This window comes from Aeromonas sp. s7(2024) (genome assembly GCF_040907825.1).
GTDB classification, from domain to species: domain Bacteria; phylum Pseudomonadota; class Gammaproteobacteria; order Enterobacterales; family Aeromonadaceae; genus Aeromonas; species Aeromonas veronii.
In genome coordinates, this window is sequence record NZ_JBFOCM010000016.1 from 300,912 (window position 1) to 324,959 (window position 24,048).

At 60.7% G+C, this 24,048-nt stretch carries 24 protein-coding genes; 5 read left to right on the top strand and 19 right to left on the bottom strand.

The features are described from left to right. Positions 1 to 9 precede the first annotated feature (9 nt). The 5 genes from AB5Y73_RS06355 to AB5Y73_RS06375 form a co-directional block, all read right to left on the bottom strand. Positions 10 to 1,209 carry an efflux RND transporter periplasmic adaptor subunit gene (locus AB5Y73_RS06355; RefSeq protein WP_031227697.1) on the bottom strand — a complete coding sequence of 400 codons (1,200 nt, stop codon included), beginning with the start codon at positions 1,207 to 1,209 and terminating at the stop codon, positions 10 to 12. A 389-nt stretch (positions 1,210 to 1,598) separates the two neighbouring features. Next, entirely contained in the window at positions 1,599 to 2,405 is an 807-nt protein-coding gene (gene xthA, locus AB5Y73_RS06360) for an exodeoxyribonuclease III (RefSeq protein ID WP_118854029.1), read from the bottom strand. Between the two features lie 115 nt (positions 2,406 to 2,520). After that, positions 2,521 to 3,483 carry an ion channel gene (locus AB5Y73_RS06365; protein WP_069555464.1) on the bottom strand — a complete coding sequence of 321 codons (963 nt, stop codon included), beginning with the start codon at positions 3,481 to 3,483 and terminating at the stop codon, positions 2,521 to 2,523. Between the two features lie 66 nt (positions 3,484 to 3,549). Beyond that, entirely contained in the window at positions 3,550 to 5,196 is a 1,647-nt protein-coding gene (locus tag AB5Y73_RS06370) for a tetratricopeptide repeat-containing response regulator (protein WP_118854028.1), read from the bottom strand. 159 nt (positions 5,197 to 5,355) lie between these two features. Beyond that, positions 5,356 to 6,402 carry an FAD:protein FMN transferase gene (locus AB5Y73_RS06375; RefSeq protein WP_181497450.1) on the bottom strand — a complete coding sequence of 349 codons (1,047 nt, stop codon included), beginning with the start codon at positions 6,400 to 6,402 and terminating at the stop codon, positions 5,356 to 5,358. Positions 6,403 to 6,737: 335 nt separating this feature from the next. Here AB5Y73_RS06375 and azu point away from each other — a divergent pair, with 335 nt between their 5' ends. Further along, positions 6,738 to 7,178 (top strand): azurin, encoded by a 441-nt coding sequence (gene azu, locus AB5Y73_RS06380; RefSeq protein ID WP_005337768.1) that lies wholly within the window; start codon positions 6,738 to 6,740, stop codon positions 7,176 to 7,178. A gap of 113 nt (positions 7,179 to 7,291) precedes the next feature. Here azu and AB5Y73_RS06385 read toward each other — a convergent pair whose 3' ends face one another. The 10 genes from AB5Y73_RS06385 to AB5Y73_RS06430 all read right to left on the bottom strand — a co-directional run bounded on the left by AB5Y73_RS06385 (position 7,292) and on the right by AB5Y73_RS06430 (position 17,540). After that, positions 7,292 to 7,849: a HutD family protein gene (locus tag AB5Y73_RS06385; RefSeq protein WP_118854026.1), complete on the bottom strand. Its 558-nt coding sequence runs from the start codon at positions 7,847 to 7,849 to the stop codon at positions 7,292 to 7,294. Positions 7,850 to 7,934: 85 nt separating this feature from the next. Beyond that, a complete protein-coding gene (locus AB5Y73_RS06390) occupies positions 7,935 to 8,594 on the bottom strand; it encodes a YceH family protein (RefSeq protein WP_064336484.1) in 660 nt (219 codons plus the stop codon). Positions 8,595 to 8,733: 139 nt separating this feature from the next. Next, complete coding sequence (locus tag AB5Y73_RS06395; RefSeq protein WP_118854025.1) at positions 8,734 to 10,872, bottom strand: diguanylate cyclase; 2,139 nt, start codon at positions 10,870 to 10,872, stop codon at positions 8,734 to 8,736. Further along, entirely contained in the window at positions 10,869 to 12,062 is a 1,194-nt protein-coding gene (locus AB5Y73_RS06400) for an extracellular solute-binding protein (RefSeq protein ID WP_279499263.1), read from the bottom strand. The genes AB5Y73_RS06395 and AB5Y73_RS06400 overlap by 4 nt, the downstream gene beginning before the upstream one ends. 162 nt (positions 12,063 to 12,224) lie before the next feature. Next, positions 12,225 to 12,440, bottom strand: a complete 216-nt coding sequence (locus AB5Y73_RS06405) for a YdcH family protein (protein WP_005337763.1) — start codon at positions 12,438 to 12,440, stop codon at positions 12,225 to 12,227. A 276-nt stretch (positions 12,441 to 12,716) separates the two neighbouring features. Beyond that, a complete protein-coding gene (locus AB5Y73_RS06410) occupies positions 12,717 to 13,328 on the bottom strand; it encodes a hypothetical protein (protein ID WP_040094762.1) in 612 nt (203 codons plus the stop codon). After that, positions 13,325 to 14,686 (bottom strand): MATE family efflux transporter, encoded by a 1,362-nt coding sequence (locus AB5Y73_RS06415; RefSeq protein WP_279499262.1) that lies wholly within the window; start codon positions 14,684 to 14,686, stop codon positions 13,325 to 13,327. Before AB5Y73_RS06415 ends, AB5Y73_RS06410 begins: the two co-directional genes overlap by 4 nt. A 121-nt stretch (positions 14,687 to 14,807) precedes the next feature. After that, positions 14,808 to 16,631, bottom strand: a complete 1,824-nt coding sequence (locus tag AB5Y73_RS06420; protein ID WP_021230679.1) for a SulP family inorganic anion transporter — start codon at positions 16,629 to 16,631, stop codon at positions 14,808 to 14,810. A 71-nt stretch (positions 16,632 to 16,702) separates the two neighbouring features. Continuing rightward, positions 16,703 to 17,293 carry a nucleotidyltransferase family protein gene (locus AB5Y73_RS06425; RefSeq protein ID WP_118854023.1) on the bottom strand — a complete coding sequence of 197 codons (591 nt, stop codon included), beginning with the start codon at positions 17,291 to 17,293 and terminating at the stop codon, positions 16,703 to 16,705. Next, positions 17,280 to 17,540 (bottom strand): GNAT family N-acetyltransferase, encoded by a 261-nt coding sequence (locus AB5Y73_RS06430; protein ID WP_005337747.1) that lies wholly within the window; start codon positions 17,538 to 17,540, stop codon positions 17,280 to 17,282. Before AB5Y73_RS06430 ends, AB5Y73_RS06425 begins: the two co-directional genes overlap by 14 nt. A 194-nt stretch (positions 17,541 to 17,734) precedes the next feature. Between AB5Y73_RS06430 and AB5Y73_RS06435 the strand changes: the two genes are divergently transcribed. Further along, the gene (locus AB5Y73_RS06435) at positions 17,735 to 18,040 is read left to right on the top strand and encodes a hypothetical protein (RefSeq protein WP_146163476.1); all 306 of its coding nucleotides are present in this window, start codon (positions 17,735 to 17,737) and stop codon (positions 18,038 to 18,040) included. A gap of 3 nt (positions 18,041 to 18,043) precedes the next feature. On the opposite strand, the gene AB5Y73_RS06440 is transcribed toward AB5Y73_RS06435, so the two are convergent. Genes AB5Y73_RS06440 through AB5Y73_RS06455 form a run of 4 tightly spaced genes read right to left on the bottom strand, consistent with a single transcriptional unit; the run spans position 18,044 to position 21,835 of the window. Next, entirely contained in the window at positions 18,044 to 19,228 is a 1,185-nt protein-coding gene (locus tag AB5Y73_RS06440; protein ID WP_064341884.1) for an iron-containing alcohol dehydrogenase, read from the bottom strand. 18 nt (positions 19,229 to 19,246) lie between these two features. Further along, positions 19,247 to 19,777: a hypothetical protein gene (locus AB5Y73_RS06445; protein ID WP_181497447.1), complete on the bottom strand. Its 531-nt coding sequence runs from the start codon at positions 19,775 to 19,777 to the stop codon at positions 19,247 to 19,249. Continuing rightward, complete coding sequence (locus AB5Y73_RS06450; RefSeq protein ID WP_181497446.1) at positions 19,746 to 20,378, bottom strand: TetR/AcrR family transcriptional regulator; 633 nt, start codon at positions 20,376 to 20,378, stop codon at positions 19,746 to 19,748. Before AB5Y73_RS06450 ends, AB5Y73_RS06445 begins: the two co-directional genes overlap by 32 nt. Before the next feature lie 11 nt (positions 20,379 to 20,389). Next, positions 20,390 to 21,835, bottom strand: a complete 1,446-nt coding sequence (locus AB5Y73_RS06455) for a coniferyl aldehyde dehydrogenase (protein WP_279499260.1) — start codon at positions 21,833 to 21,835, stop codon at positions 20,390 to 20,392. 212 nt (positions 21,836 to 22,047) lie between these two features. On the opposite strand from AB5Y73_RS06455, the gene AB5Y73_RS06460 reads away from it, so the two are divergent. From AB5Y73_RS06460 to AB5Y73_RS06470, 3 genes are all read left to right on the top strand, one after another. Next, a complete protein-coding gene (locus tag AB5Y73_RS06460; RefSeq protein WP_005353197.1) occupies positions 22,048 to 22,341 on the top strand; it encodes a hypothetical protein in 294 nt (97 codons plus the stop codon). Positions 22,342 to 22,564: 223 nt separating this feature from the next. Next, the gene (locus AB5Y73_RS06465) at positions 22,565 to 23,533 is read left to right on the top strand and encodes a nucleoside hydrolase (RefSeq protein ID WP_181497444.1); all 969 of its coding nucleotides are present in this window, start codon (positions 22,565 to 22,567) and stop codon (positions 23,531 to 23,533) included. Positions 23,534 to 23,639: 106 nt separating this feature from the next. Next, a complete protein-coding gene (locus tag AB5Y73_RS06470; protein WP_005353195.1) occupies positions 23,640 to 23,975 on the top strand; it encodes a DUF3634 family protein in 336 nt (111 codons plus the stop codon). Positions 23,976 to 24,048 lie beyond the last annotated feature (73 nt).

Below are 24,048 nucleotides of genomic sequence, written 5' to 3' on the forward strand. Positions count from 1 at the left end.
ACGGGCTCCTTACTTGGCCGCAGACTGGCTGACCACCTTGCCGGTGATCGCCTTCATCTCGTCGGCAGAGACAGGTTTCACCACGGCGCCGGGGCGGGCCTTCATCAAGCCTTCGACGATATAGCGCTCACCAGCCTGCAGACCGCTCTCGATCAGCACGCCGGAGTCGACTGCCGCGCCCAGGGTCACCGGACGGGGCACCACCTTGTTGTCGGCATCGACCACCATCACCATGCGGTCAGCCTGGGACTGGACGATGGCGCGCGGCGGCACCACGATGGCGTTTTTGCGGGTGCCCAGATCGATGGTCATGCGGACAAACTGGCCCGGCAGCAGTACGCCGTCCTTGTTGTCGAAGATGGCGCGGGCACGGATGGTACCGGTCTGGGGATCGACCCGGTTGTCGGAGAAGTTGAGTTTGCCCGCCTCCGGATAGAGGGAGCCATCGGCCAGACGGATATGGGTGCGCCAGGTGGTGGCATCCTTCGCCTCAATCACCCCTTTCTTTACCGAGTTTTCGAAGTTGAGGCGATCCTGCTCCGAGTAGGAGAAGTTGACGTAGAGCGGATCAAACTGGGTGATGGTAGTGAGCAGGCCGTTGTCGCCGCTGGTGGAGATAAGGCTCCCCTCGGACTGGGAGCTCTTGCTCGCCATGCCGTTGATGGGGGCGGTCACCTGGGTGTAGCTGAGGTTGAGCTCCGCCTCTTTCACCTTGGCCTGAGCGGCCTGATGACTGGCGATGGCCGCTTCGTAGTTGGCGATGGTGTCGTCATAGTCCTTGCGACTCACCACCTGACGCTTGAAGAGGGGAATGATGCGATCCCGATCGGCACGGGCCTTGTTGAGACGGGCCTGCTCCTGAGCCAAAGTCCCTTTGGCCTGCTCCAGTGCCACTTTGTAGGGCTCAGGGTCAATCAGAAACAGCTCCTGACCGGCGGTAACCGGCTGGCCTTCCACATAAGTGCGCTTGAGCAGGATGCCACTGACCCGGGAGCGCACATCAATCTCGCGAAAACCGGCGGTCTCTCCCACCATCTCGGTGGTGAGCGGCACATCGGTCAGCTTGACCTCGGCGACCACCACAGGGACGGCTGGCATGGTCTGGGCCGTCTGGGTCGTCTCGCCGCCACAGGCACTCAGACCGCTGATCAGCGCCAGGGTCAGCAAGCTGCGTTTGTAAACCTCTCTTCCGGCATTGGACACCTTCATCATCACACTCCTGTTGGATCGATTTCGGCTGCTGCGTTCAGCATGTTTCTCCATACACATCATTAACTTCATGATTAAAAAAACAACTTTTTTATGATTGGAATGGGAGATGATAGGGCGGCAACCTTGAACACAACCTTCTCAAAGTGGCAATTAGGGTTGCCGATTGACGAAAAAAGTCTGACTTTTCCGATATGGGCGGGGGGCTTCGGGGATGTTCATCCCGGGCCAGGGCTCTTCGCAACCGTATCACGCCAGCCACTCCTTGCTGCAAAAAAATAAGGTGCCATAAGGCACCTTGTCTGGATGGGTTTTTTACGCCCTTTTATCGCAGGCAACCGCGAGCCACTTCACAGATTGGCGATATCATTGCGGCATCCGGCGCTACATCAGGCGAAGCAGGCCCAGATGGGGGCGTGGTCGGAGGGTTTCTCGATACCGCGCAGCTCGTAGTCGATGCCGGTCTCGGTCACCTTGTCCTTGAGAGCATCGGAGGCCATGATGAGGTCGATGCGCAGGCCACGGTTCTCGTCAAATCCCTTGGAGCGGTAGTCAAACCAGGAGAAACGCTCGCACTCGGTGGGGTTGGCGGCGCGGAAGGTGTCGGTGAGACCGAACCCTTTCAGTCGCTCCATCCATTCGCGCTCGATGGGCAGGAAGGAGCATTTGCCATCCCGCAGCCAGCGTTTGCGGTTTGCCTCGCCGATGCCGATGTCGAGATCGGTGGGGGAGATATTCATATCCCCGATCAGCACCAGCTGGTCGTCCGGGGTGTGGTTGGTCTCGAGGTAGTGCTGCAGATCCTCGTAGAACTTCTGCTTGGCCGGGAACTTGGTCTCGTGATCCAGGCTTTCACCCTGCGGGAAGTAGCCGTTCATCACCTTGATGAGGGAACCGTCTTCGCGCTCGAAGGTGGCCATGATCATCCGGCGCTGGGCCTCTTCATCGTCGGTGGGGAAGCCTTTCTCCACCTTGACCGGCTTCTGCTTGCTCATGATGGCGACCCCGTAGTGGGCCTTCTGGCCGTGAAACTCCACGTGATAGCCCATGGCCTCCACATCGGCCAGCGGGAAGGCTTCATCGTGCACCTTGATCTCCTGCAGGCCGATTACATCGGGCTGGTGCTTGTCGATGATGGCTTGCAGCTGGTGCAGACGGGCGCGCAGGCCGTTGATATTGAAAGAGATGATCTTCATGTCCGGGATGCTCATGTCATTTTTATAAGTGGCTATTGGACTAGGAATCGGCGGTGGATGCAAGTGTGGCCGCGGGCCTGCATCAGTGGCAGGCACCGCGGGGTGGGCAGAGGTGTCAGCGGGTCATCTTTTTGACGAATACCACCACAAACAGCGCCAGCGTAAAGCTGCCGGTGAAGGCTTCAAAGGCGGCGAAGATCCTGGAGAGGCCGACTGGAGTGAAGTCGCCGTACCCCAACGTGGTGAAGGTGACCACGCTGTAGTAGAGGCATTCGAGCAGGAAGATGGCATTTTGCTCGAGCGGGGCACCGGGTTGGTAGATGAGGTGCTCGCCCTGAAAATGCAGTCCGCAGAAGAAGTAAAAAATGCTGCAGATAAAGATGAGCAGCAACGAGAAGAGCACCACCCGCATCGGGGCCTCGCCATAGCCGCAGAAGAGATCGACCACCCAGGAGGTGAAGCGCTGGGTCGACCAGAACGGCAGTTGCAGGCGGCGCATGGTGAGCTCCTGCTGGATATAGTTGCCGGACATGGTGAAGATCCCCTGTGCCTCGGAGGCTTTGCGCAGATCCCGGTAGGTCTCTTCCGCCTCCTTGAACCAGATGCGCGCCTGTTTGGGATCCCGTTCGCGGCGCCCCTTGCGATCCTGCATCACCCGTTTGCCGGTCTGCATGTTGTCGAGCCGGGTGTTGTGCCAGCGGATGCCGAGCAGGTTGACGTCATCGAGGGTAGCGCACTGGAGGTTGGCATCACTGAGATCGGCTTTCATCAGGCTGCCGCCCTTCATGCGCAGGCCGTAGAGGTGACCACCGCGCAGGTTGGCGCGATAGAGGTTGCACTGCTCCAGCAAAAATCCCTGATCGGACTCCTTGTTGACCAGATTGAGACCCGCCAGATTGGCCCGTGACAGCTGCAGGCCGTGGCAGAGTCCGCCAGCGCGAACGTACTGTTCAAGCGCCTCGGCGCTGCGGGCTTCCTGATGGGTATGGTGGGGATCATGCCAGTGGCAGAGATCGTGCTCGCCAGCCTCTTCACTGCAGTGGCGGCCATCGGCCACCAGATAACGACACATCGCCATCTTCGTTTCCCTCGCATTGCCGAACTGGTTTCAGCATAGGCGGGGAAAAGGGGGCGTGGCGGCGTCTTAGCTGAACTGGTTGAACTCCTGACGCAGCTTGCGAAAACGCTCCTGCTGGGCCGGGTTGAGGGGGATGCCGTCGAGCACGTCCAGGGTGTCTTTGCACTCGGCACCAAATTCCGGACTCTTGCGGTTTTTCTGCATCAGTTGCAGCAGCACCTGGATCTTGTTGAGAGCCGCACCGGTATTGGCGGGAGCGCGGCGCAGGGCCTCGCGAAAATGACCGAGGGCCTGCTCCAGCTCGCCGCTCTGATAGGCCTTGATCCCCAGATCGTTGAGCTGCTGGTAGCGCTGACGCCGCTCCAGTACCGTCTTGTCATCCCGGGTTGCCTGAATGCAGGTGGTGAGCAGCCGATCTTCGTCTTCCGCCAGCAGGCTCTGCAGGCTCTCTGCATATTCGAACTCGCCGAGCTGATAGAGAGCGAGGATGGTTTCGCCAAGCAGGGCGGGGGGCATGGTGGCCGGTTCATCGAGCCAGTTCTGATTGGCGCGATAGAGCATCTTCTTGCCCTTGAGCAGCTCCCCCAGCGCAATCTGCACCCGGGCCTGACAGATCTGCTCGAACACCGGGTAGTTGAACTCCGACATCATCAGCGAATCGCGGATGCGCGACAGGGCAGAATTGACCTGCTTTTGCAGGTTGGCGATGTGGTAGCTGTCGTTGCTGTTGAGGGCGTAGAGGGTCAGGGTCTGGATATAGGCCCCCAGATAATGGGGCGTGCGGTGGATGGAGTTGCGCGACAGGTCGATCAGCGACATCAGCACATCCTTGGCCTGGGCGTAGTCGTGACGCTGCAGGCACACCTCCGCCAGCCGGCGGGAGAGTTGCACCGACTGGGGGGAGATATCCACCGCCCGTCTGAGCTCCTGCTGCGCCTGCTCGTCATTGCCAAGGGCCAGCAGGGATTCTGCCAGCCAGAGGTGAGCCTCCACCATCAGCGGGGTATTTTTGAGGGTCGCCTGCAGATGGCTGACCGCCTCTTCGTGGAGCCCCAGGGTGTTGCAGGCCTTGCCCAGTGTCAGGCGGGCCCAGCTGTTCTCCTGCCCGGCCAGCAGCTGGCGCATCAGGGCGCGTGCCTCCTGCGCCTGACCCAGCTTGAGGTGGGTATCGGCCTGCAGGCAGCGGCAGTAGTTGGCAAAACGGGGCACCGCATCGGCCCGCTCGGCACAGGCGGTAATGAGGGCTGCCAGATTGTCATCGGCCAGCGCGGTAAAGACGCTGGCCAGGGCGTTGCGCCGGGCGAGTGCACGCTTCAAGCGAAACGAGAACTGCTCCTGAGAGAAGGGCTTCATCAGGTATTCGTCGGGCTCGGCTTCCAGCGCGCTTAGTACCATGGCGCGGGAGCTGTCGCCACTCACCATGATCACCACGCTCTGGGGCGGGATCAGATCTTTGTCGCGCAGGCTCTCGAGCAGCTGGCGACCATTTTCGCCAACCCCGAGATCGTAATCGATGAGATAGATGTCGAAACTGCCCTTCTGGCAGCGGCGCCGCGCATCCTCGGCGGTATTGGAGTAGGTGATGTTGCTGATCCCCAGATTGAGCAGCATCGCCTTCATCATCACCTGAAACGAGCGCTGCTCATTGACCATCAGAATGCGTTGTGGCTTGGCTGGGCTCTTTTTTTCTGGCTCTTGTTCAGGTGTCTGCATCTGTCTGGGTCGAGGCGCTGCGGGCTGATGGGAGAAAGTGTGCCACCAAAGCGCCCGAAGAGGCAATTGGCCAAGTTGTCGATTGCGAACCATCTCCGTTTGTCCGCCTTTTGTCCGCGATGAGTGAAAGAAAAAGGCCCTGTTGCCAGGGCCTTGAACTCACCGTTTTTTCTCTGCCAGATAGGGAGCAAATTGCGGCGTGTACTCAGCCTTGAACCCCTGTTCGGTCTTGATGATGAGATAGACCGCCAGCTGGTGCTGTTTGGCAAATGCCATCCCCGCTTCAGGCCCCATCACCATCAGCGCGGTATCGAGAGCATCGGCCTCCAGCGCGGTCGGGGTGATGACGCTGGCGGAGACCAGCTTGTGGGTGACCGGCTGGCCAGTGGCGGGGTCGATGATATGGGAGTAACGCTGGCCATCCAGTTCGTAGTAGTTGCGATAGCTGCCCGCGGTGCTGAGCGCCATGCCGTTGGGGATGACGATATCGGAGAAGGCCCCCGGCTGACCGGAGGGTTCGACGATGGCCACTTTCCATGGCGAGCCCTTGCTGTTGTTGCCCTTGCTGCGCACCGCACCGGCCACTTCGATCAGGTAGTTGTGTACCCCCTTGCCTTCGAGCAGGGCGGCAATCTCGTCAGAGGCGGCCCCCTCGCCGAGAGTGGAGAGGTCGAGATAGAGATCCGGGATCGTTTTTTCGAGCAGGAAGTGATCCCCCTGCGGGGTCAGGGTCAGCTTGTCGATCCCCACCTTATGGCGGGCGGCGGCGATGGCCGCCTCATCGGGCCGCTTGACCGGCCGTTTGTCCGGGCCAAAGCCCCACAGATTGACCAGAGGCCCCACGGTCACATCCAGCTTGCCGTCGGTCAGTTTACCGGCATCAATCCCCTGCTGGACTATGATGGCCATGGCGGGCGGGATGGCAAACGGGGTGTTGGCGGGCCCTTGATTGAAACGGGAGATGAGCGAGCCCGGATCGTAGGTGGAGATCTCCTTGTTCATCCGGGCCAGCAGGCTCTCAACATCGCTTTTGAGGGCGGGCTCCCCACCGGGATAGCTATCGCTCAGGGTCACCACATAGTAGGTGCCCATGGTCTTGCCCTGAATACGGGTCTGGGCAGGCGGGGTGGGCTGGCAGCCGGCCAGCGTCAGCAGCAGGGTCAGCAGCAGGCCGCGCAGGGCCGCCACGGGGGTTATCGCAATCATCCGGCGCTCTCATCTGGAGAAGGTTCATATCGGGGCGCTAGCTTAGCCAAGGGGCGCCCGCCGGGCGAGCCCTGATAGGGCCAATCGGAGGGAAAAGGGCAGAAAAAATTAAACAGTTTTGAACCTGTGACAGCCGAGCGCCGTATCGTCCATCCGTGAGGGAGAGAGTGGCGAGTAGATCACCGTCTGGTGACCTGGCCCGCAGCTTTGGCCAAAAGCCATAGCCGATTGAAGACAATTGAGTAAAATGAAGGTCGATTTAGACGGCATCTTTGCGAAGCGTTAACCGCATCCGCCAAGTCGTTGCCATCCATTGCCAATCAAAGGAGAAGATGATGAAAAAGGCGATTACCCTGCTGTTTCTGAGTACCCTGGCTGCCCCCGTGCTGGCGGATGAGTGTGCACTGGTCATCGAAGGCAATGATGCCATGCAGTACAACCTCAAAGAGATGAGCGTGCCGGCCACCTGCAAGGAGGTGACGGTCACCCTGAATCACACCGGCAAGCTGCCCGTGACCGCCATGGGCCACAACTGGGTGCTGGCCAGCACCGCCGACTATCAGACCGTGGCGACTGCCGGGATGAGCGCCGGGGCCGAGAACGGTTATCTGCCCAAGGATGATCCCCGTGTACTGGCTCACACCAAGCTGATCGGCGGTGGCGAGAGCAGCAGCGTCACTTTCAAAACCGACGGTCTGGCGGGCAAGGATCTCACCTTCTTCTGCTCCTTCCCCGGCCACTTCGCCATGATGAAGGGCTCCTTCAAGGTCAACTAAGGTGCTGACCGGCATGAGCCGGTTGCCTCAATAGAAAAGCCGGGATTACCCGGCTTTTTCATCTCTGCTGTTTGTGTGTGGCGTGGCATGACTGCACACCGCCGACTTTTGCGCTATTTGGCCTGCAGGGTAAAGAAGGCGATGGCGGTCTTCTTCTGGCATTCGAAGTGAATGCTCTCTTCCCCGGTCACCACCAGCGTCTCGTTGATGGCCACCTCTTTGCCCTGCACGGCCAGCTGGCCGCTCAGCAGGTGACAGAGGTAGGTCTTCTCTGGCTCGAGGGTAAGGGTCAGCGGGAAGGGGAGGTTCAGCACCCGCACGTTGGCGCTGATGCGATCCGGATGGTAGATAAGCCCCAGATCGGTCACCTCTTTTTTCAGCAACTCGCAGTGGGTCTCCTCATCGCCGCTAAAGTGCGCCGCCTCGAAGGTGGCGTAGGGGTGGCCGTTGAGCACAAAGCCTGCCCCGCTCACCGGCAGCAAAATGCGCTGATAGCCGGGAAAGGGGGAGAAGGGGCCCGCGGTCTTGATGGGGGCCGAGCTCAGTCGATAGTCAAAGTCGAGTTTGGCAAGGCTGCTCCCCGTGGGGGAGATGAGGATCTGGCTGGTAGTGCCCTGCTGGTTTTTCCAGGGCATCTTCTGGTGGTCAGACTCTTTAATCAGGGTGATCACGGGCACTTCCTCACGATAAAAAAACGCAGGGAGCCGGGGACATCAGCCCCGGCTCCCTGATAGAGATTGGCGATGGTAAAGGCGATCAGCCCTGACCATCCAGCGCAGCCAGCCGCGCTTCCATGGCGGCGAGACGGCTTTTGAGCTCGTTTACCTCCTGCTCCAGCTCGCTCAGACGGTCGGCGGCAGGGGAGGCATAGGCCGCAGCGGGGGCAGCATCCATCATCGCCTGAATATCCACTTCGCCGCTAAACAGGTGGGCGTAGCGGGATTCGCGCTTGCCCGGCTCGCGCGGCAGCTTGACCACGTAGGGGCCACGCTCGATGAGTTGGGTCAGTACCGCATCTACCTCGGTGACATCATCGAAGCTGCAGAGGCGGTTGGTGCGCGAGCGCAGCTCCCCCGGGGTTTGCGGGCCGCGCAGCAGCAGTTCGCAGACGATGCCAAGCTCCTGGGCACTGAATTTCAGCTCGCCAAATTCGGTGTTACAGAATCTGTGCTGATAGCGGGGCACCCGGGCGTTGAAGCCTGCAGTGTTGACCACCAGCCGCTTGCGGATCAGCTCGTCCACCACGGCGCGGATATCGAGCTCGGAGAGCTCCAGCACCGGCTCGCGGTTGCTCTTCTGGTTGCAAGCGTTGACCAGTGCATTAAGGGAGAGGGGATATTGATCCGGGGTGCAGATCTCTTTTTCAATCAGACAGCCGATGACGCGGGCTTCCAGCGGGCCAAGTACTAACTCCATTTCCTACTCCCTTCCAAATCGAGACATCAAGAGCCCCTATCTTAGTCATGGTCCGCGCCCCGTCTAGCGTTGCGCGCCATTTTTGCGAGCTGATCAGGGCGTTGGCGAAAGGCTCGCCAACGCCAGAGGTCTCCGCTTTTTATCGCTGCCCCTGATAGAAGCGCGCCTTATTGGCATACATGGCGTCGTCAGCCACCCGGCTCAGCTCCGCCAGCGGGGTCTGGTCGCTGCTGCTCCAGCCGATGGCAAAACGCAGCGGGAAGCTGTGCTCCCCATGTTGCACGATGGCGTGCTGCTGGCTTGCCTCAAGTCTACCTGCCAGCAGCTGGCTGGCGAGGTGGTCCGCCTCCGCCAGCAGCACGAACTCGTCGCCGCCGATACGGAAAATCTTCTCATCCTGACGGCAGAGGGTGCGCAGTTGGCGAGCCATCTGGATCAGCAGGGCGTCGCCCGCCTCGTGCCCATACTGGTCGTTAGTGCGCTTGAGGCCGTTGAGGTCGAGCATGAAGAGGGCGAGGTGACGCTCCGGATGGCGCGCCAGCACTGCTTGATAGTGGTGGAAGGCCTCTTCGAACGCCTGCCGGTTGGGCAGCCCGGTGAGGTTGTCGGTGCGGGCGACCCGCGCCAGCTCGTCGGTGAAGAGGCGCCCCTCGATGCCCACAGCCAACTGCTTGGCAAACAGCCGCAAGATGGCCCTGTCTTCGGACTCCAGCCCTTCGGCGCTCACCATCAGATAGCCAAACAGCACGCCGCTTTGGCTGCCGGGCAGGGTCATGATCTTCCAGAGTGCGTTGTCCCACTGGCATTCGGAGTGTTTGACCTCCTCATCCATCAGTTGAGCCAGTTTCTCCTGCAGGGCATCCCGCAAGGGGGCATCGACCCCCTGGGTCAGGGAGTAGTGAGGCTGGCCATCGCGGCGGATCACCAGCCCCCAGCGGTGGCCGGGATAGAGCTGCGAGAGTTGCAGCAGGGCGGAGCTGGCCAGCTCGGCAATATCGATATCCAGCTGCTGGTGCAGACCGAACTGCAACCAGGATTGCAGGATATGGCGGCTGCGCTCCTCCCGGCTCAGGGCCGAGCGCAGAGCGGTCGTTTGCGAGGCAACCTCTTGTTCCAGTTCGTCGTTGAAGCCGAGCAGCCGCTGGTTGAAGGCCTCTTTCTCGCTATTGGCCTGCTGCAGCTGTTCATTTTGCTGATAGAGCGCCCGCACCTGATCCGAGATGGTGCTGGCCATCTCTTGCAGCAGCTGGCGTACCTCGTCGTACTCCACAAAGCGCAGCGGCGCCTGCCGTTGCTGGTAATTGCCCTTGCCATAGCTGCGCACCAGCGCGGCCAGCGAGCGCAGCGGTCGGGTGAGCCAGCGGGTGAGCCAGACGCAGCCGATGGCTACCAGCAGCAACATGACGGCGATGCTGACGGTCAGCAGCTGTTGGGATTTGTTGAGCTCGCTGACCCTGTCATTGCTGTAGCTGTAGAGGGTGATGGTGGGGGTGATCTCCTGCTCCAGCTGGGGCCAGCCAATGGCCAGGGGCTGCGCCAACTTGCTTGGCTCCCTGTCATCCATGGCGTTGGCGTTCTGGTGAGCCCCTTCATAAAGACGGTTCTCGCCCTGGGAGATCACCAGATATTCGCTTCCCTTGAGATAGGGTTCCAGCAACTGGGCCATCTGCCGCCAGGGGAGAATGGCCATCACGAAGCCGGAAGGGGTCTGCATCACCCCTGCTCGCTGGTGGTTGCGATAGATGGGGGCTACCAGCGCCAGCCCGCCGCTGCGGTTTTGCTCCATGTCGTCGACCAGCACGGGATCATCGACGGGCAGCAGCAGATGCTTGCCCTGTTTCGCCTCGCGGGTCTTGCCCCAGGCCATCAGCTGCGGCATCAGGTCGCTCGATTCGAGGTGGGAGGCCTGGCCATTGATGTACTCCACCACCAACCCCTTGTCATCGATGAGGTAGGCCGAGGTGATCAGGCTGTTGGATTTGACAAAGGTGGCCAGCGCCAGCCGGGCATGGCTGGAGAAGAGAAAGTTGTCGAGGGCCTGATGGAGCACCCGATCCTGGCTGAGCTGATTGAGCTGGGTGCCGATCAGCTCGCTGCGAAAGCGGGCCTCGCGGGTCATGCTGGTGAGGGCCCGCTCCAGCTGCGATTGCTCGCTCTGGGCGATGATCTGGTGCTGGCGGATCAGCAGCACAGTGCTGGCCAGCAGTGCCGGCAGCAGGGCGACGGTGAACAGGATGATGATGAGGGTCGGGCCGAGCCGAAAGGTGCGATGTTTCATGGTGTTTTGACCTGCCGGTACTGCTGATCGGCCAGCTGCTGCATATAACGGGCGGTGTCGGCGGCACTGATCCCCTCTTTAAAGCGCTCGAACCCTTTCTCCATCGCTTGCCAGGCGATGGACATGGCGCTGTCGGAGGGCATGGGGGTACTGAGGGTGAACTGTTCCAGCAGCACTTTCTCCTGAGGCGCGGGACGGCGGCTGATGGCGGTAAAAGCCTGCTGATTGACTGGCAGCAGCGCCCCCTGATGATAGATGAACTGCTGAATATCCTGACGCTGGATAAAGGCCATCAGTGCCTTGATGACGGGTTTCCGATCCTCATCGTCCATCGCCCAGCGGGAAGCTCCCATCACGTAGGCGCCGCTCATGGAGTGCATGGGATGGCTTTGCCAGCGGGGCAGCAGGGCGACACCCAGCTTATCCCCCATGTTCTTCACCAGATCATTGAACGCCCAGTCTCCGTTGATGAGGTAGGCGCTCTTGCCCTCATTGAAGCGGGCGAGGGCGGTGTCATAGTTGCACTCGGGATCGACCCACTGTTCGCTGGCGACGGTGCGGTAGGCCTCCAGCGCCTGCACCATGGCCGGGCTGTCGAGGGTGATGCGCCCTTCGGTCACCGGCGAGCCGCCAAAGGTGTGTAAAAAGGCGGCGAAGTAGTACATGTCGTGATAGGGCCAGCTGACGGGGTAGACCCCCTTGGCCTTGAGGGCCGGGGTGATAGCAGTCAGTTGCTGCCATTGGGTCACCGGAGTCGAGACCAGCGCCTTGTTGTAAAACAGCATCAGATGGTTGCCCTGCATCATGGGCATGCCCCAGCGTTGCCGATCCAGGGTGACATAACGCAAGGCGCTGGCCATCAGCGCGGGGGAAAACCACTCGGCCGGGAGGGGAGCGAGGGTCATCTGGCGATAGAGGCCGATAAAATCGGAGGGGATCAGCATCAGATCGGGCAGCCCCCTGGCCTGAGCTACCAGCAGGAGATCCGCCTTGATCTTGCCCGGCTCAATCTGGGTGACCCGCACTCTGTGGTTCCCCTCCTGATTGAAACGGGCGATCACGTCGTCGATCACGTAACCGGCTTGCTGGGAGTGCCACAGCTCCAGTTCAGGCTCCTGAGCCTGCAGGGGGTGGCTCAATGCGAACAGGCAAAGCAGCAAGAGATGATAAAAAGATCGTTTTCTGCTCATGTTATCATCACCGTTATTCCCTGAATTCCAAGGGAAAAATGTAACAAACTACCGGCAAGATCGGTAGGCTCGGGTGTCAACTAATTGACTGAAACAACAAAAAGCCCGGCGCGTGGGCCGGGCTGGGGGATAAATTGCTTATCCGCATATTCTTCGAGGCATCTATTGTGGATGTTGTTTGAGGATGTCGTATATCTCCTCTTTCAGTTTGAGTTTCTGTTTTTTCAGATCTCTCACCTCGGCGCTATAGTCGCTGGCGTGATGCTTTTCCAACTTTCTAATCTCCGCATCCAGGTCGTTGTGCAAGTCAAACTTCTTCTGGAAATGGACATCACTGCTCTTCAGTTTCGAGATGAGTTCTCTGTACTCTGGGAACATGTAATGGAGCCTCCTTGGTTTCGTTTGATTGTGCCTGTAAGACCAAAGCTACCCCTTAGTGCCGGGGATAAATGTGATCCTGATCGGATTTGGGGGCAATGATTTGGAGTATTCGGCGGGATATTTATAACTTGTTGAATCAAAACAAGATAAGTGATTTATCAATCTGAATGGTGAGCCAAACTGTGCGACAAGTCACAACAGGGGCAGTGTTGGTGTGAGGGTACAGGATCAAAAAAGGGGCCGAGTGGCCCCTTTTTATGGATGCAGGCAACGTTACTCTTTATCTTCGTCCGCCTGCTCTTTTTTCTTTTTCTTCTCGGGCAGCGGCTTGCCGTCGCGGTGTATCACCTTGCCCGCCTCAAAGCCAATCTGGGCTGCCAGCTCCTCCAGATCCGCCGACTTGGCCTGATCCCCGATGGCGTAGCGATAGTTGGCGATGGAGAGTTTGTCAGCCACCGGCGTGCCCGGGACGATAGGCTCGCGCCAGCCCTGGCCGATGTGGGCCACCAGGGTGCCGTTCATCAACAGCTCGCCGACGATCTCCTGGGTCGGATTGCCCTTGCCGTAGGTGAGACCCTGCGGGTGTTTCTTGCCGACCAGCGGCTCGTTGCTGGCGGGGATCAGCTTGGTGCGGATTAGCCACTTGGGCTTCTTGGTGTTGCCCACCGCCTTGCCGGTCTGGTACTCGTTGATCTTGATGGTCTTGATCATCTGGGCCATGAAGTCCTTGGTCAGCGCCTTCTGGGCGTCGCTGGTTTCATCGATGGCGATGGGGGCCACATACCAGGTCTGGGTGGCTTGAGCCTTGGGAGCGGCAGGGGCAGTTTGCGCCATGGCCAGGGGGCTGAGCAGGATGGCAGCCAGCAAGAGTCCTATCTTCTTCATTGTGATTCCGCTTTTGTTTCAACAAGAATTTTGTTTTGCCAGCGACGACTGCGCCAGCGCCAGAACATGGCCAGACCGCGCACCCACTCGTCGCAGGCCAGCGCCAGCCAGATACCGACCAGTCCATAACCCTGCATGATACCGAGGAAATAGGAGAGTGGCACGGCAATTCCCCACATGGAGAGCAACGCCATGTAGAGGGGGAAACGGGCATCCCCGGTGGCCCGCAGGGCGTTGATCACCACCAGATTGAAGGTGCGGCCGGGTTCGAGGATAAGGCTGATAAGAAACAGTTGCGCCACCTGAGTGATGATGTCGGCATCATCGGTAAAGAGACTGATGATGGTACGGCCATTGAGGGCCGCCGCCACGGCGATGACGTAGGTGACCGCCAGCCCCAGCTTGAGGCTCTTGAGCAGCTGCTGATAGGCGCGTTCGAACTGTCTTGCTCCCGCCAGATGGCCGATGATGATCTCGTTGCCAAGGCCGATGGAGAGGCCAAACAGCAGGATAAACAGGCAGATCTGAAAGAAGTAGGATTGGGTCGCCAGCGCCTTGTCACCCAGCAGTCCGACAAAGGCTGTCACCACCATAAACTGCAGCATCCAGGAGAGGTTCTCTCCTGCCGCCGGCAGGCCGATATGGAGCACCTTGCCCAGCATCTCCCGGCTGGGGTGGACGATATCGCGCACCACCAGTCGAATGCCGGTCTTGCGGGCGACCAGCCAAACCAGCAGCACCACGCCGATCAGGCGGCCCGCGACCGTGCTGATGGCGACACCGGCGACGCCAAGCTGGGGCAGGCCGAACCAGCCGTAGAGCAGCAGCAGGTTGCCGACGAAGGTGATGAGGTTGACGATCAGGGTCACATACATCGCCTGACGGGTGTGGCCGTGAGCGCGCAGGGTGGCCGCCAGACAGAGGGCTGCCGCTTCCGGTAACAGGCAGAGACCGATGATCTGCAAGTAAAGCGTCCCGTCGCTCATCAGGTTGGCGGGCAGGTTCATCAGCGCCAGCATGGTGCTTGCCCCCGCCATCACGCCAATGGCCGCTACCAGACCGATCAGCAGGTTGAAGCCGATGGCGGTATGGATCACCACCCGACTCTTCTCCCGATCGCCGGCCCCCAGATACTGGGTGATCACCACGCTGGTACCGATACTGACGAAGCTGAACAATGTGATGGCGAGATCGAACACTTGATTGCCTACCGCCAGCGCCGCCACTCCCTGATAGGAGACATGACCCACCATGAAGGTATTGAGGGCTCCCGTCAGAAAGTGCAGGGCGAGATCGATAAAGAGCGGCCAGGTCAGCGCAAATAGCGTGCCCGGGCCTGCATGGGATTGAGATTGCATGGCATGTCCAACAGCTGGGAGTGCACGGGGGAGTGCCCTCTGGGGGCGCATTTAACACCAAGGCCAAGGCCGGTGCAATCCTTGTGCAGGATTGCACCGGCCAGGGGAGCAGGCCAAGGGATCAGGCAGGCGTGGCGCCCGCCTCCTGCTCGCTTGGCAGGGTGAGGCGCGCCGAGTCGGGCAGGGCATCATCCTGCGGCCAATTTGAGCGGATGGCATCTGTGGTGCTCTCCACCACCGCATCATCCTTGAACACCGGCTCGCGATAGCAGCGGGTCAGGCGCAGCGCCTGATACATGTCGGGGCAGAGGATGATCCCCTCATCGCCTACCCGCACGCCAGCCTGCTTTAACCAGTGAGTCATCTGGCCGTGGCGACCCGCCATCACCATATGGATGCCGCGCCGTTTCAGCTCTTTGTGCAGCTCTCCCACCATGCTCATCACGCTGATGTCCTGATGGGTGAAGCAGGCGACCGCATCGATCACCAGACACTTGGGGGCTCGGGGATCCTGTACCAGCAGGGCCAGCACCCGCCGCTTGAAATAGGGGGCATTGAAGTAGGTGAGCGGCGAGTTGAAGCGATAGACCAGAATGCCGGGAATGGCTTTGGCCTGTTCGTTGTCCCCCAGGGTACGCACTACCCCCTCGTCATCCATGCCGAGCAGCTGGTCGGTGGGGCGCATCACATTGCGCAGGAACTGGAACAAGCCCAGCAACACGGCGAGGGTGATCCCCGGGATCACTCCCATGGTGAGCACGCTGATAAAGGTGACCAGCGCCAGCCAGAAGGCGGATCGATCGGAGTGGCGCAGGGCCCAGAGACCGCGAAAATCGGTGAGCGACAGAGAGGCCATCACCAGCACCACCCCGAGGGCGGCAGTGGGTATATATTTGAGCGGCGCCGTCAGATAGAAGGTGATGAGGGCGATCACCGCCGCAGCGATGATGGAGACCAGCTGGCTCTTGCCGCCGTTGGCGTCGTTGACCGCGGTGCGTGAATCCGCCCCGCTGATGGCAAAACCCTGTGAGACCGCCGAGGCGAGGTTAGCCATACCGAGGGCCCGAAACTCCTTGTCCGCGTCTATCTCGTAACCGTTTTTGGCGGCAAAGCTGCGGGCGGTCAGCATCATGGAGACGAAGCTCACCATGGCCAGGTTAAGCGCAGGCAGTACCAGCTCCCGCATCAGACCGGGGGGAAATTCCGGCATCTGGAACGCGGGCAGGCCGGAGCCCACCGTCCCCAGGGTGGCGATATCAAACTGGCCGAGATTAAAGCCCCACACCAGCGCAGCGGTCACCACCATGGCCACCATGGAGGAGGGCCATGCCGGTTTGTAGCGCTTGGCCAGCAGCAAGGTGAGCAGAGCCACCAGACTCATGGCCAGGGTCGGCAGATGGGTCTGGGTGATATAGGTTGCCCCGCTGGCGATCCGCTCGATGAGGTAACGTTCGCTGAAAGTGAAGCCGAAGATCTTGGAGAGCTGGCCCACCATGATGGTGATGGCCACACCATTGAGCAGCCCCATCAGGATCGGGCGGGAGAGAAAGTCCGCCAGCACCCCCAGCTTGAAGCGGCTGGCAATCAGGCACCAGAAGCCGGTCATGGCGGTCATGGTCATCACCAGTTGCCAGTGACGGGTCGGATCGCCTGCAGCCAGCGGCGTCACCACGGCGGCAATGACCGCGCAGGTGGCGGCATCGGGGCCGACAATCAGCTGGCGGGAGGTGCCAAACAGGGCGTAAACCAGCATGGGCAGGATGCAGGAGTAGAGACCGACGATGGCACCCACCCCGGCAAGCTCGGCATAGGCGATGGCGACGGGCAGTGCCACGGCCGCCACCGAGAGTCCGGCGCGAAGATCTGGCATCAACCAGGCGCGCTGGTAATGCAGCAGGGCGGCGAGGCCCGGTAGCCAGCGTTCGAGAGAGAAGAAGTCGCGCATTATTTAACCCATTGAGTTACAACCAGCTTTTCCCCTAGTGTGCCCAAGGTTATCGAAAGATTGCAATCAGGTTATGGCCAGTTTACCTGAAGGTCAGGCCAGATAGCCTGCCAGCGTTTCTCCTTGATGCGCTGGGTAAAAATCTGTTTGTCCTGGCGACATCTGGGGTTGGCACTCACTTGCAGCGACCAGTTGATGGTAAAGCCGTAGGGGGCAAGCCACTCGAACTCGCCATCCTGATTCAGGCGCACGCCGATGCAGGTGGGCACCTCGACCCAGTGGCTGAGCGCCTCAAGGCTGCTGGCAAACGGCGCTACCAGCTGACGCGTGTGCATGCGGGTCTGATTGCGCACCTCCCACTGCTGGCCGGGTAGGCGTTTGGCGAGCCAAGCTTCGTGCTCCGCTTCGGCCAGCCCTTGCGGGTCGCTTTTATCGAGATAGATAAGGTCGATATCGTTGAGCGGGGTGGGCACCGCCTTGTGGTGAAGGTGATCCCAGATGAGGTTGCGGATAAAACCGGCTCCCAGCGCCCAGTCGGGCAGATTGAGCTCGGCCGCTGCTTGCAGGCAGGCCATCCGCTGCGGATCGGCCCGCAGCAGGGCTTCTGTTTTGGCTTGGAATTGCTGTTCGAGGGCGGAGTTCAGAGGTTCAGTTGTTGGCATTGCGGCGTAACCAGACATCAATGTAGCGGCAGCTCGGCACTATAGTGAGCCCCTCCGCCTGAGTCCAGTTGAAGAAAGCGCGCGCCAGCTGATCGGCAATCCCCTGCACCCGCAGCTCGGGGGGCACGAAGGTGCTGTATGCGTCGATGGTCTTGGCATCGAGCCGCCGGTAGCGCAGTCTCGACTCTTTCCCCTCCACCATACAGATGAACTGCTGCTGGTTGGCCTGATGGATGATGTCGCTCATGGTGGGCACCTCTGGCATAAAGTTGGGTCTCTCGGCACAACATAACTGTTAGCCAAGGTATAGAACAGATAGTGGATGATGTATCGATTGTTATCAGGATTATTGAGCCAGCTCTTGCTCTCTGGCTTTTATCTTGGCACGAATCGATGTGGCAATAATCAGCAAGTTCGGAAGAGGTAAAAATGGACACGGTAATGTTGAAAGTTACCCGGAAGGTGTTGGCTCAAAGTCAGAACAGCCCAGATCAGCGGCAGATTGCGATTTCTGATGCATCCAACCCTGAACTCAAGGCTCAGTTTGAAACGGCAGGTAAAAATAGAAAAATTCGGCTGTTGTTGGCCAAGAGAATCTCATTGTGGATGGGGGATACGGGGGCTATTTGGTATAGCCACAACCACGCGAGCAAAAAGAACCAAGAGGATTTTGATCAACTCTTTTCATTGTTGGCGCACCATCCTGATGCGCCATTCCAGTTTATTTGTGAGGTTGCGGCCGATTAGCCACTAGGCCCAGGCTCGCTCCAGCAGGGTAAGTAACTGCTCACGGTCGGCATCCTTGCGATTGAACAGCAGGGCACCGTCGTTGACCGCCAGATCGCGGATCTCGGTCAGTAGCGAGCGATCGCTTACCCCTGCCTCGCTCATGGTGCGCGGCAGCTTGACCGCTTGCCACAAGGTGTCGCGCAGGGTACGAATGGCTGTGATGGTCGCCTCCGCCCGCTGATGGGCCGGGGTGGCAGCAAAGCGCTCTGCCCCCACCAGCGGCAACAGCAGCCGGGCCAACTCGCTATCCACCTCAGGGCGGTTGTAGTCGAGCACGGTCGGCAAAAAGAGGTTCATGCACAGCCCGTGGGGCAGATGGCAGCGGGCTCCCAGACTGTGGCCGAGGGCGTGCACCAGCCCCACCATGGAGTTGGAAAAAGCCATGCCAGCCAGCGTGGAGCCTTCCGCCAGTTGCAGCCGCAGTTGTTTGTTTTGCGGGTCGTGGATGATTTGCGGCAGGGCGCTGGCGATCTTCTCCACTGCCATCAGGGCCAGCGCATCGCTCACCGGGTTCTTGGCGGTACCGATAAAGGCCTCGATGGCGTGGGTCATGGCGTCCATGGCGGTGGCGGCGGTGATATTGAGGGGCAGCCCCTGGGTCAGGCGCGGGTCGAGCACCGCCAGCTGGGGCAGCAGGAAGGGGGAGGTGAAGGGCACCTTGCGCCCGCTCGCCTCATCCTTGATCACTGCAACCAATGTCACTTCTGATCCTGTGCCCGCCGTGGTGGGCACCACCGCCAGCGGCTTGAGGGGACGGGTCAGGCAACCGGCGCCCGAGTAGTCGAGCAGATGATCCCCCCCCATGGAAGTGAGAATGTTGACCGCCTTGGCTGTGTCGATGACCGAGCCGCCCCCCAGCGCCACCAGACTGTCGCAGTCGAGCTCGCGATAGCGTTTGGCGATCCGCTCCACCACGGCGGTGGAAGAGTCGGCCGGGATCTCGTCCCAGATGGCGGCGACCGGCAGCTCCCCCTCGGCCAGCACATTGGCCAGCAGGGTGGCAAGGCCGGTGGCATTGACCCCCTTGTCGGTCAGCAGCAGCGGGCGACGGGCCCCGAGGCTGGCCAGCTCGCTGGCCAGTTGCTCCAGCGCCTGTTCACCGGCCAGCAGTTTGACCGGGCAGAAAAAATCGTAATAGCGGCTCATTTCAAGGCTCCTTGCGCGTTAGCCGGTCACCAGACCCAGATAGATGTTGCAGGCCCGGCCGATCTTGTTGGTCGGGGCGGGATAGTGGCGCAGCAGCGGCCGCGCGATAAAGGCGGGCAGGATCAGGGACTGCAACTGCTCAAGTCCCCGCACCAGATGCATGGCAACGGTCAGATCCCCCTCCACCAGCAGCCGGTTTTCGCCAAATGCCTGATTGACCCCGAGCCGAAAGCTCAGGGCGCGAAAGGCGATATTGGGGTGCTTGAAGCGCACCCGCAGCGGATGGATGGTGGCATGGGGGGCGGCTGGCGCGCCGGGATACCAGCGGCCACCCTGCTTGTGCATGTTCATGGCATAGTCGATGCCGCCCACTTCGAGGCGAATAGCCAGCCCGTCCGGCAACGGCGCCAATTCGCGGCGTACCGCCTCATCGGTGCGGGCGGCGCGGCAGAGGGTACGACCCACCACCCAGAGCAGAGTGGTGATCCAGAGGCGGCGGCCAAGGGCTGCCGCAGATTCAAACGTCCATGTTGGTATGGAAAGGCGCATGAGGATTGGCTCCTGAGATAGCTGACCAGAAGAGGGCGAACGCACTGGCTTGCCAGTAGTCGTCCTCTCCCAGCTCCGGTTGATCGACAAACAGTGATGCGCAGGCTAGGAACTGGCCCTGACACACCTCCAGCAACAGTGGCGCGGGGGCCTGCATCAGCTCGCCGCTGGCCTGCCCCTTTGCCAGCAGGGCAGGCAGAAAGCGCAGGGCATCGTTCAGGATCTGGCTGCGGGCCGGTCTGGCCAGCAGCGGGGAGTGAAAGAAACCCAGCACAAATTTGAGCTCATTGGGGTTAGCCTGCATCCACTCCATCGCCAGCTGCCAGTAGTGGCGGGTCTGGTCGTACAGCGGCAGGGTGGGGTCTGCTTCATGGATGGCGCTCCCCATCCGGGTCTTTACATCCTGATAGAGGGCGAGGATCAGCGCCTCCTTGCTCGGAAAGTGGTGGAACAGAGTGCCGTTGGCCACCCCGGCAGCCTTGGCGATACGGGCGGTGGCGGCCCCCTGCAGGCCATCTTCGGCGCAGAGGGCGAGGGCGGCATCCAGGATCTGGCGGCGCTTGTCGGTCATGTTTTGTGGCTGCGGGATAGCCTGGTTCATGGTCATCTCCATCAGCGCAGGAAGAAGGCCATCATCAGCTTCTGGATCCAGCTGTGGTAGGGGGGATGGATCAGGGAGCCGGTGGTGAACTTGCCGCGGGTCAGCACGGTTTTCGCCTTGGAGAAGGTAAGAAACCCCTCGTGGCCGTGGTAGTGGCCCATGCCGGAGGCGCCGATGCCGCCAAACGGCACATCGTCGGCCGCCACCTGAAACAGGCTCTCGTTGATCGCCATGCCGCCGGAGTGGGTCTCCCGGGTCACCCGTGCCTGCAGCTCGGGATCGAAGCTCATCAGATAGAGGGCCAGCGGGCGGGGCCGCTCAGCCACATAGGCGAGCGCCTCCTCCAGGGTGTCGTAGGGGATGAGCGGCAGCAGCGGGCCGAAGATCTCCTGCTGCATCACCTGACACTGACCCGGCACCCCGGTCAGCAGGTGGGGCACCAGCAGGCGACGCTGGTCATCGCGGGCCGGGTTGCCACAGGGGTGGAGCTGGGCTCCCGCCTGCTCGGCTTCATCCAGCCAGCTGACGAGGCGCTGATACTGGCGGTCGTTGATGATGGCGCCGTAGTCGGCGCTATTGAGCCCCTGCGGGTAGAGCTTGCTGAAGTGGCGGCGATAGGCGGCGATAAAGTTATCCACCTCGCTGCGGGGCAGCAGCACATAGTCGGGGGCGACGCAGATCTGCCCGGCGTTGAGGCTCTTGCCGAAGATCATCCGCTCGACCGCGGTGGCGACTGGCATGTCGGGGGCGATGAGACAGGGGCTCTTGCCACCCAGCTCAAGGGTGAGGGGGGTGAGCTGGGGCGCGGCGGCGGCCATCACCAGCTTGCCCACCATGGTGGAGCCGGTAAAGAGCAGGTGATCGAACGGCAGTGAGCTGAACGCCGCTGCCATCTGGGCATCCCCTTCGATGATGGCGATCTCGTTTTCGTCAAACACGCTGGTGAGCATGGTGCGCAGCACGGCGTTGGTATGAGGGGTGAACTCGGAGAGTTTCAGCATCGCCCGGTTCCCTGCCGCGATGGCGGTGATGAGGGGGCCGAGGCTCAGCATCACCGGAAAGTTCCACGGCACTATGATGCCGACTACCCCGAGCGGCTGGAAGTGCACCTCCACTTTGGCGGGGGCCAGCAGCAGACCGGCATGGCGACGATGGGGCTGCATCCAGCGTTTGAGCCGCTTCTGGGTGTAGTTGATCTGCATGATGCAGGGCAGCACATCGGCGATCAGGCTGTCGTAGTGGCTGCGCTGGCCATAATCTGCTGCCAGCGCTTCGCACAGTTGCCTCTTGTGGGCGAGCAACGCCTGCTTGAGTTTGGTCAGCTGCGCACGGCGCTCGGTCAGGGTAGGCATGGGGTGAGCCAGACTCGCCCGCTTGAGCCGTGCCAGCTGATCCGGCAGGGACAATTTGATGGCGAGGATATCCTCAGGAGTGTGTTGAAGCTGCGCCGCACCCATGTTGTTCTCCGTATAAAAAATGACCGACTGATTGGTCGGTCTAAATCTAGCTGTTTGTTACCGGAATGTAAAGCTGGCAAGCTGTCTGCCGCTCACCGCGAGCCGGACGCAAGAGAGAACTGTGTGTCTCCCCACACTTTTGTGGTTTGCTCGTTGGTGACTTATCTAATAAGGGGTAGTTTTTGGCTATTAACCTACACGGAGAGAGCACTATGACCAGGGAACTGAACAGCTTGTTGGCCCGGCTTGAAGATGTGGTTGAGCGGATGCCGGATTGCTTCAACACCTACGAATTCGCCCAGAAGCTGGCATTGCAATATCAGCCGGAGTTCTTTGCCGCGGGCCACTCTCTGGCCGAGCACGAGGGTAAAGTACTGCGGGTGTTGCACCAGAAGATCGCCGAGGCGCTGGCAGGCAGCGAGATGGTGATTGAAGGGGCACTGCTCCCCTGCGTCACCCCCTGGGGGGAGAAGGCGACCTCACCGCGTTGGCATCGCAAGCACTGAGGGGCGTAGTCAGGCAGATCACTGCCAGATAGCAGATAACGAACAACGATAAAGGGCGCGGCGCTGGCAACAGGGCCGCGCCGTTTTTTGTGCAGATTGTCGCCAGCAGCGCCCCCGCTGCCGGGAGCAAAGGCCCGGTCTGTGATCCCATGCCGGGATACGAGACCGTCAGCCGGGTAGACTCTCCCTTTTGTCGCAGGGTTTGTTACCGTAGGAATTGCTCATGACCCATAAAATCATTCTGGATACCGACCCGGGTATCGACGATGCCATGGCCATCCTGTTTGCCGAGGCCCACCCCGCCATCGAGCTGCTCGCCATCACCACAGTTTTTGGTAACGCCACCATCGACAATGGCACCCGCAACGCCCTCTGGCTCAAGCAGAAGTACGGCATGAAGGCGGATGTGGCCAAAGGCGCGGCCGCCCCGCTGCTGCGCGAGCCGGTTGGCCCCACCACCATAGTCCACGGCCCGAGCGGCTTTGGCGACATGGAGGCGGGAGAGGTGACTATCGCTCCGGACCCCCGCCCCGCTTGGCAATATATTGTCGAGGCGGTGAAAGCCGCGCCGGGGGAGATCACCCTCGTCACTATCGGCCCGCTGACCAATCTGGCGCTGGCGCTGCAACAGGCGCCCGAGATTGTCTCGCTGGTGAAACAGGTGGTAGTGATGGGAGGAGCCTTTGGCGTCAACGGCCATCGCGGCAACGTCACCCCCTATGCCGAAGCCAATATCCACGACGATCCCGATGCCGCCGACCGGGTCTTTACCGCCGACTGGCCTGTGGTGATCATCGGGCTGGATGTGACCCAGCAGAGCTTCTTCAGCAGCGCCTATCTGGATGAACTCAGGGACAAGGCGGGGGAGCCGGGCCGCTTCCTGTGGGATGTCAGCCGCTTCTACCTGCGCTTCTACTCCGAGAAGCTGGGGCTCTCCGGTTGCCACGTTCACGATCCGTCCGCCATCGCCTATGTGATTGATCCGACCCTCTTTACCCTGCGCGAGGGGCCGGTGCGGGTGATCACCAGCGGCCCGGCCATCGGCCACACCCTGCAAAAGTTCGATGGCAAACGCCACTCCCACGATGACTGGGCAGCCTATCGTTCGCAGCAGGTCGGGGTGGCGGTGCGCGATGAAGCCTTGCTGGCGCTCTATCGCGAGACGCTGGTGGGCTGGGGCAAGGATTGCTGAGCAAAGAGGCGCTATTGTGCTGACGCGGGGGCTGTGATCGGCGCCAAACAATCGGAGCGCACGGCCGCTTATACTGCCTTATATCAAGAGCTTGGGAGGGATGAAGATGGCCTGGATTTCCTTGATAGTGGCGATTGCGCTGATCTGGTGGTTGATGAAGCTGGGGCGTGGCGCCCTGTTCGAGATCCGTCTTGCACCCGGCAAGGTAGTGGTCAAGCAGGGCAAGGTGTCACCCGCCTTTATTGAGCATGCCAAGCAGATCCTGCGCCACGACACGGTGCGCGGTCGCATTGTGGGGCAGCGTGATGGCGATGGCGTGAAGCTGATCTTCTCCCGCTCCATCCCCGAGCCGGTGGCCCAGCGTTTTCGCAATATCTTCCCCTATGGCGATTACCGCCAGCCAACGGCGCCGCTGCCGGGGCCCAAATCCCGCAAGGGATAAGCACCGGAACCTGGTTCATCAATAGCAAACGGGCCTCCAGTGGAGGCCCGTTTTTTATGGCACTTGGCCAAGA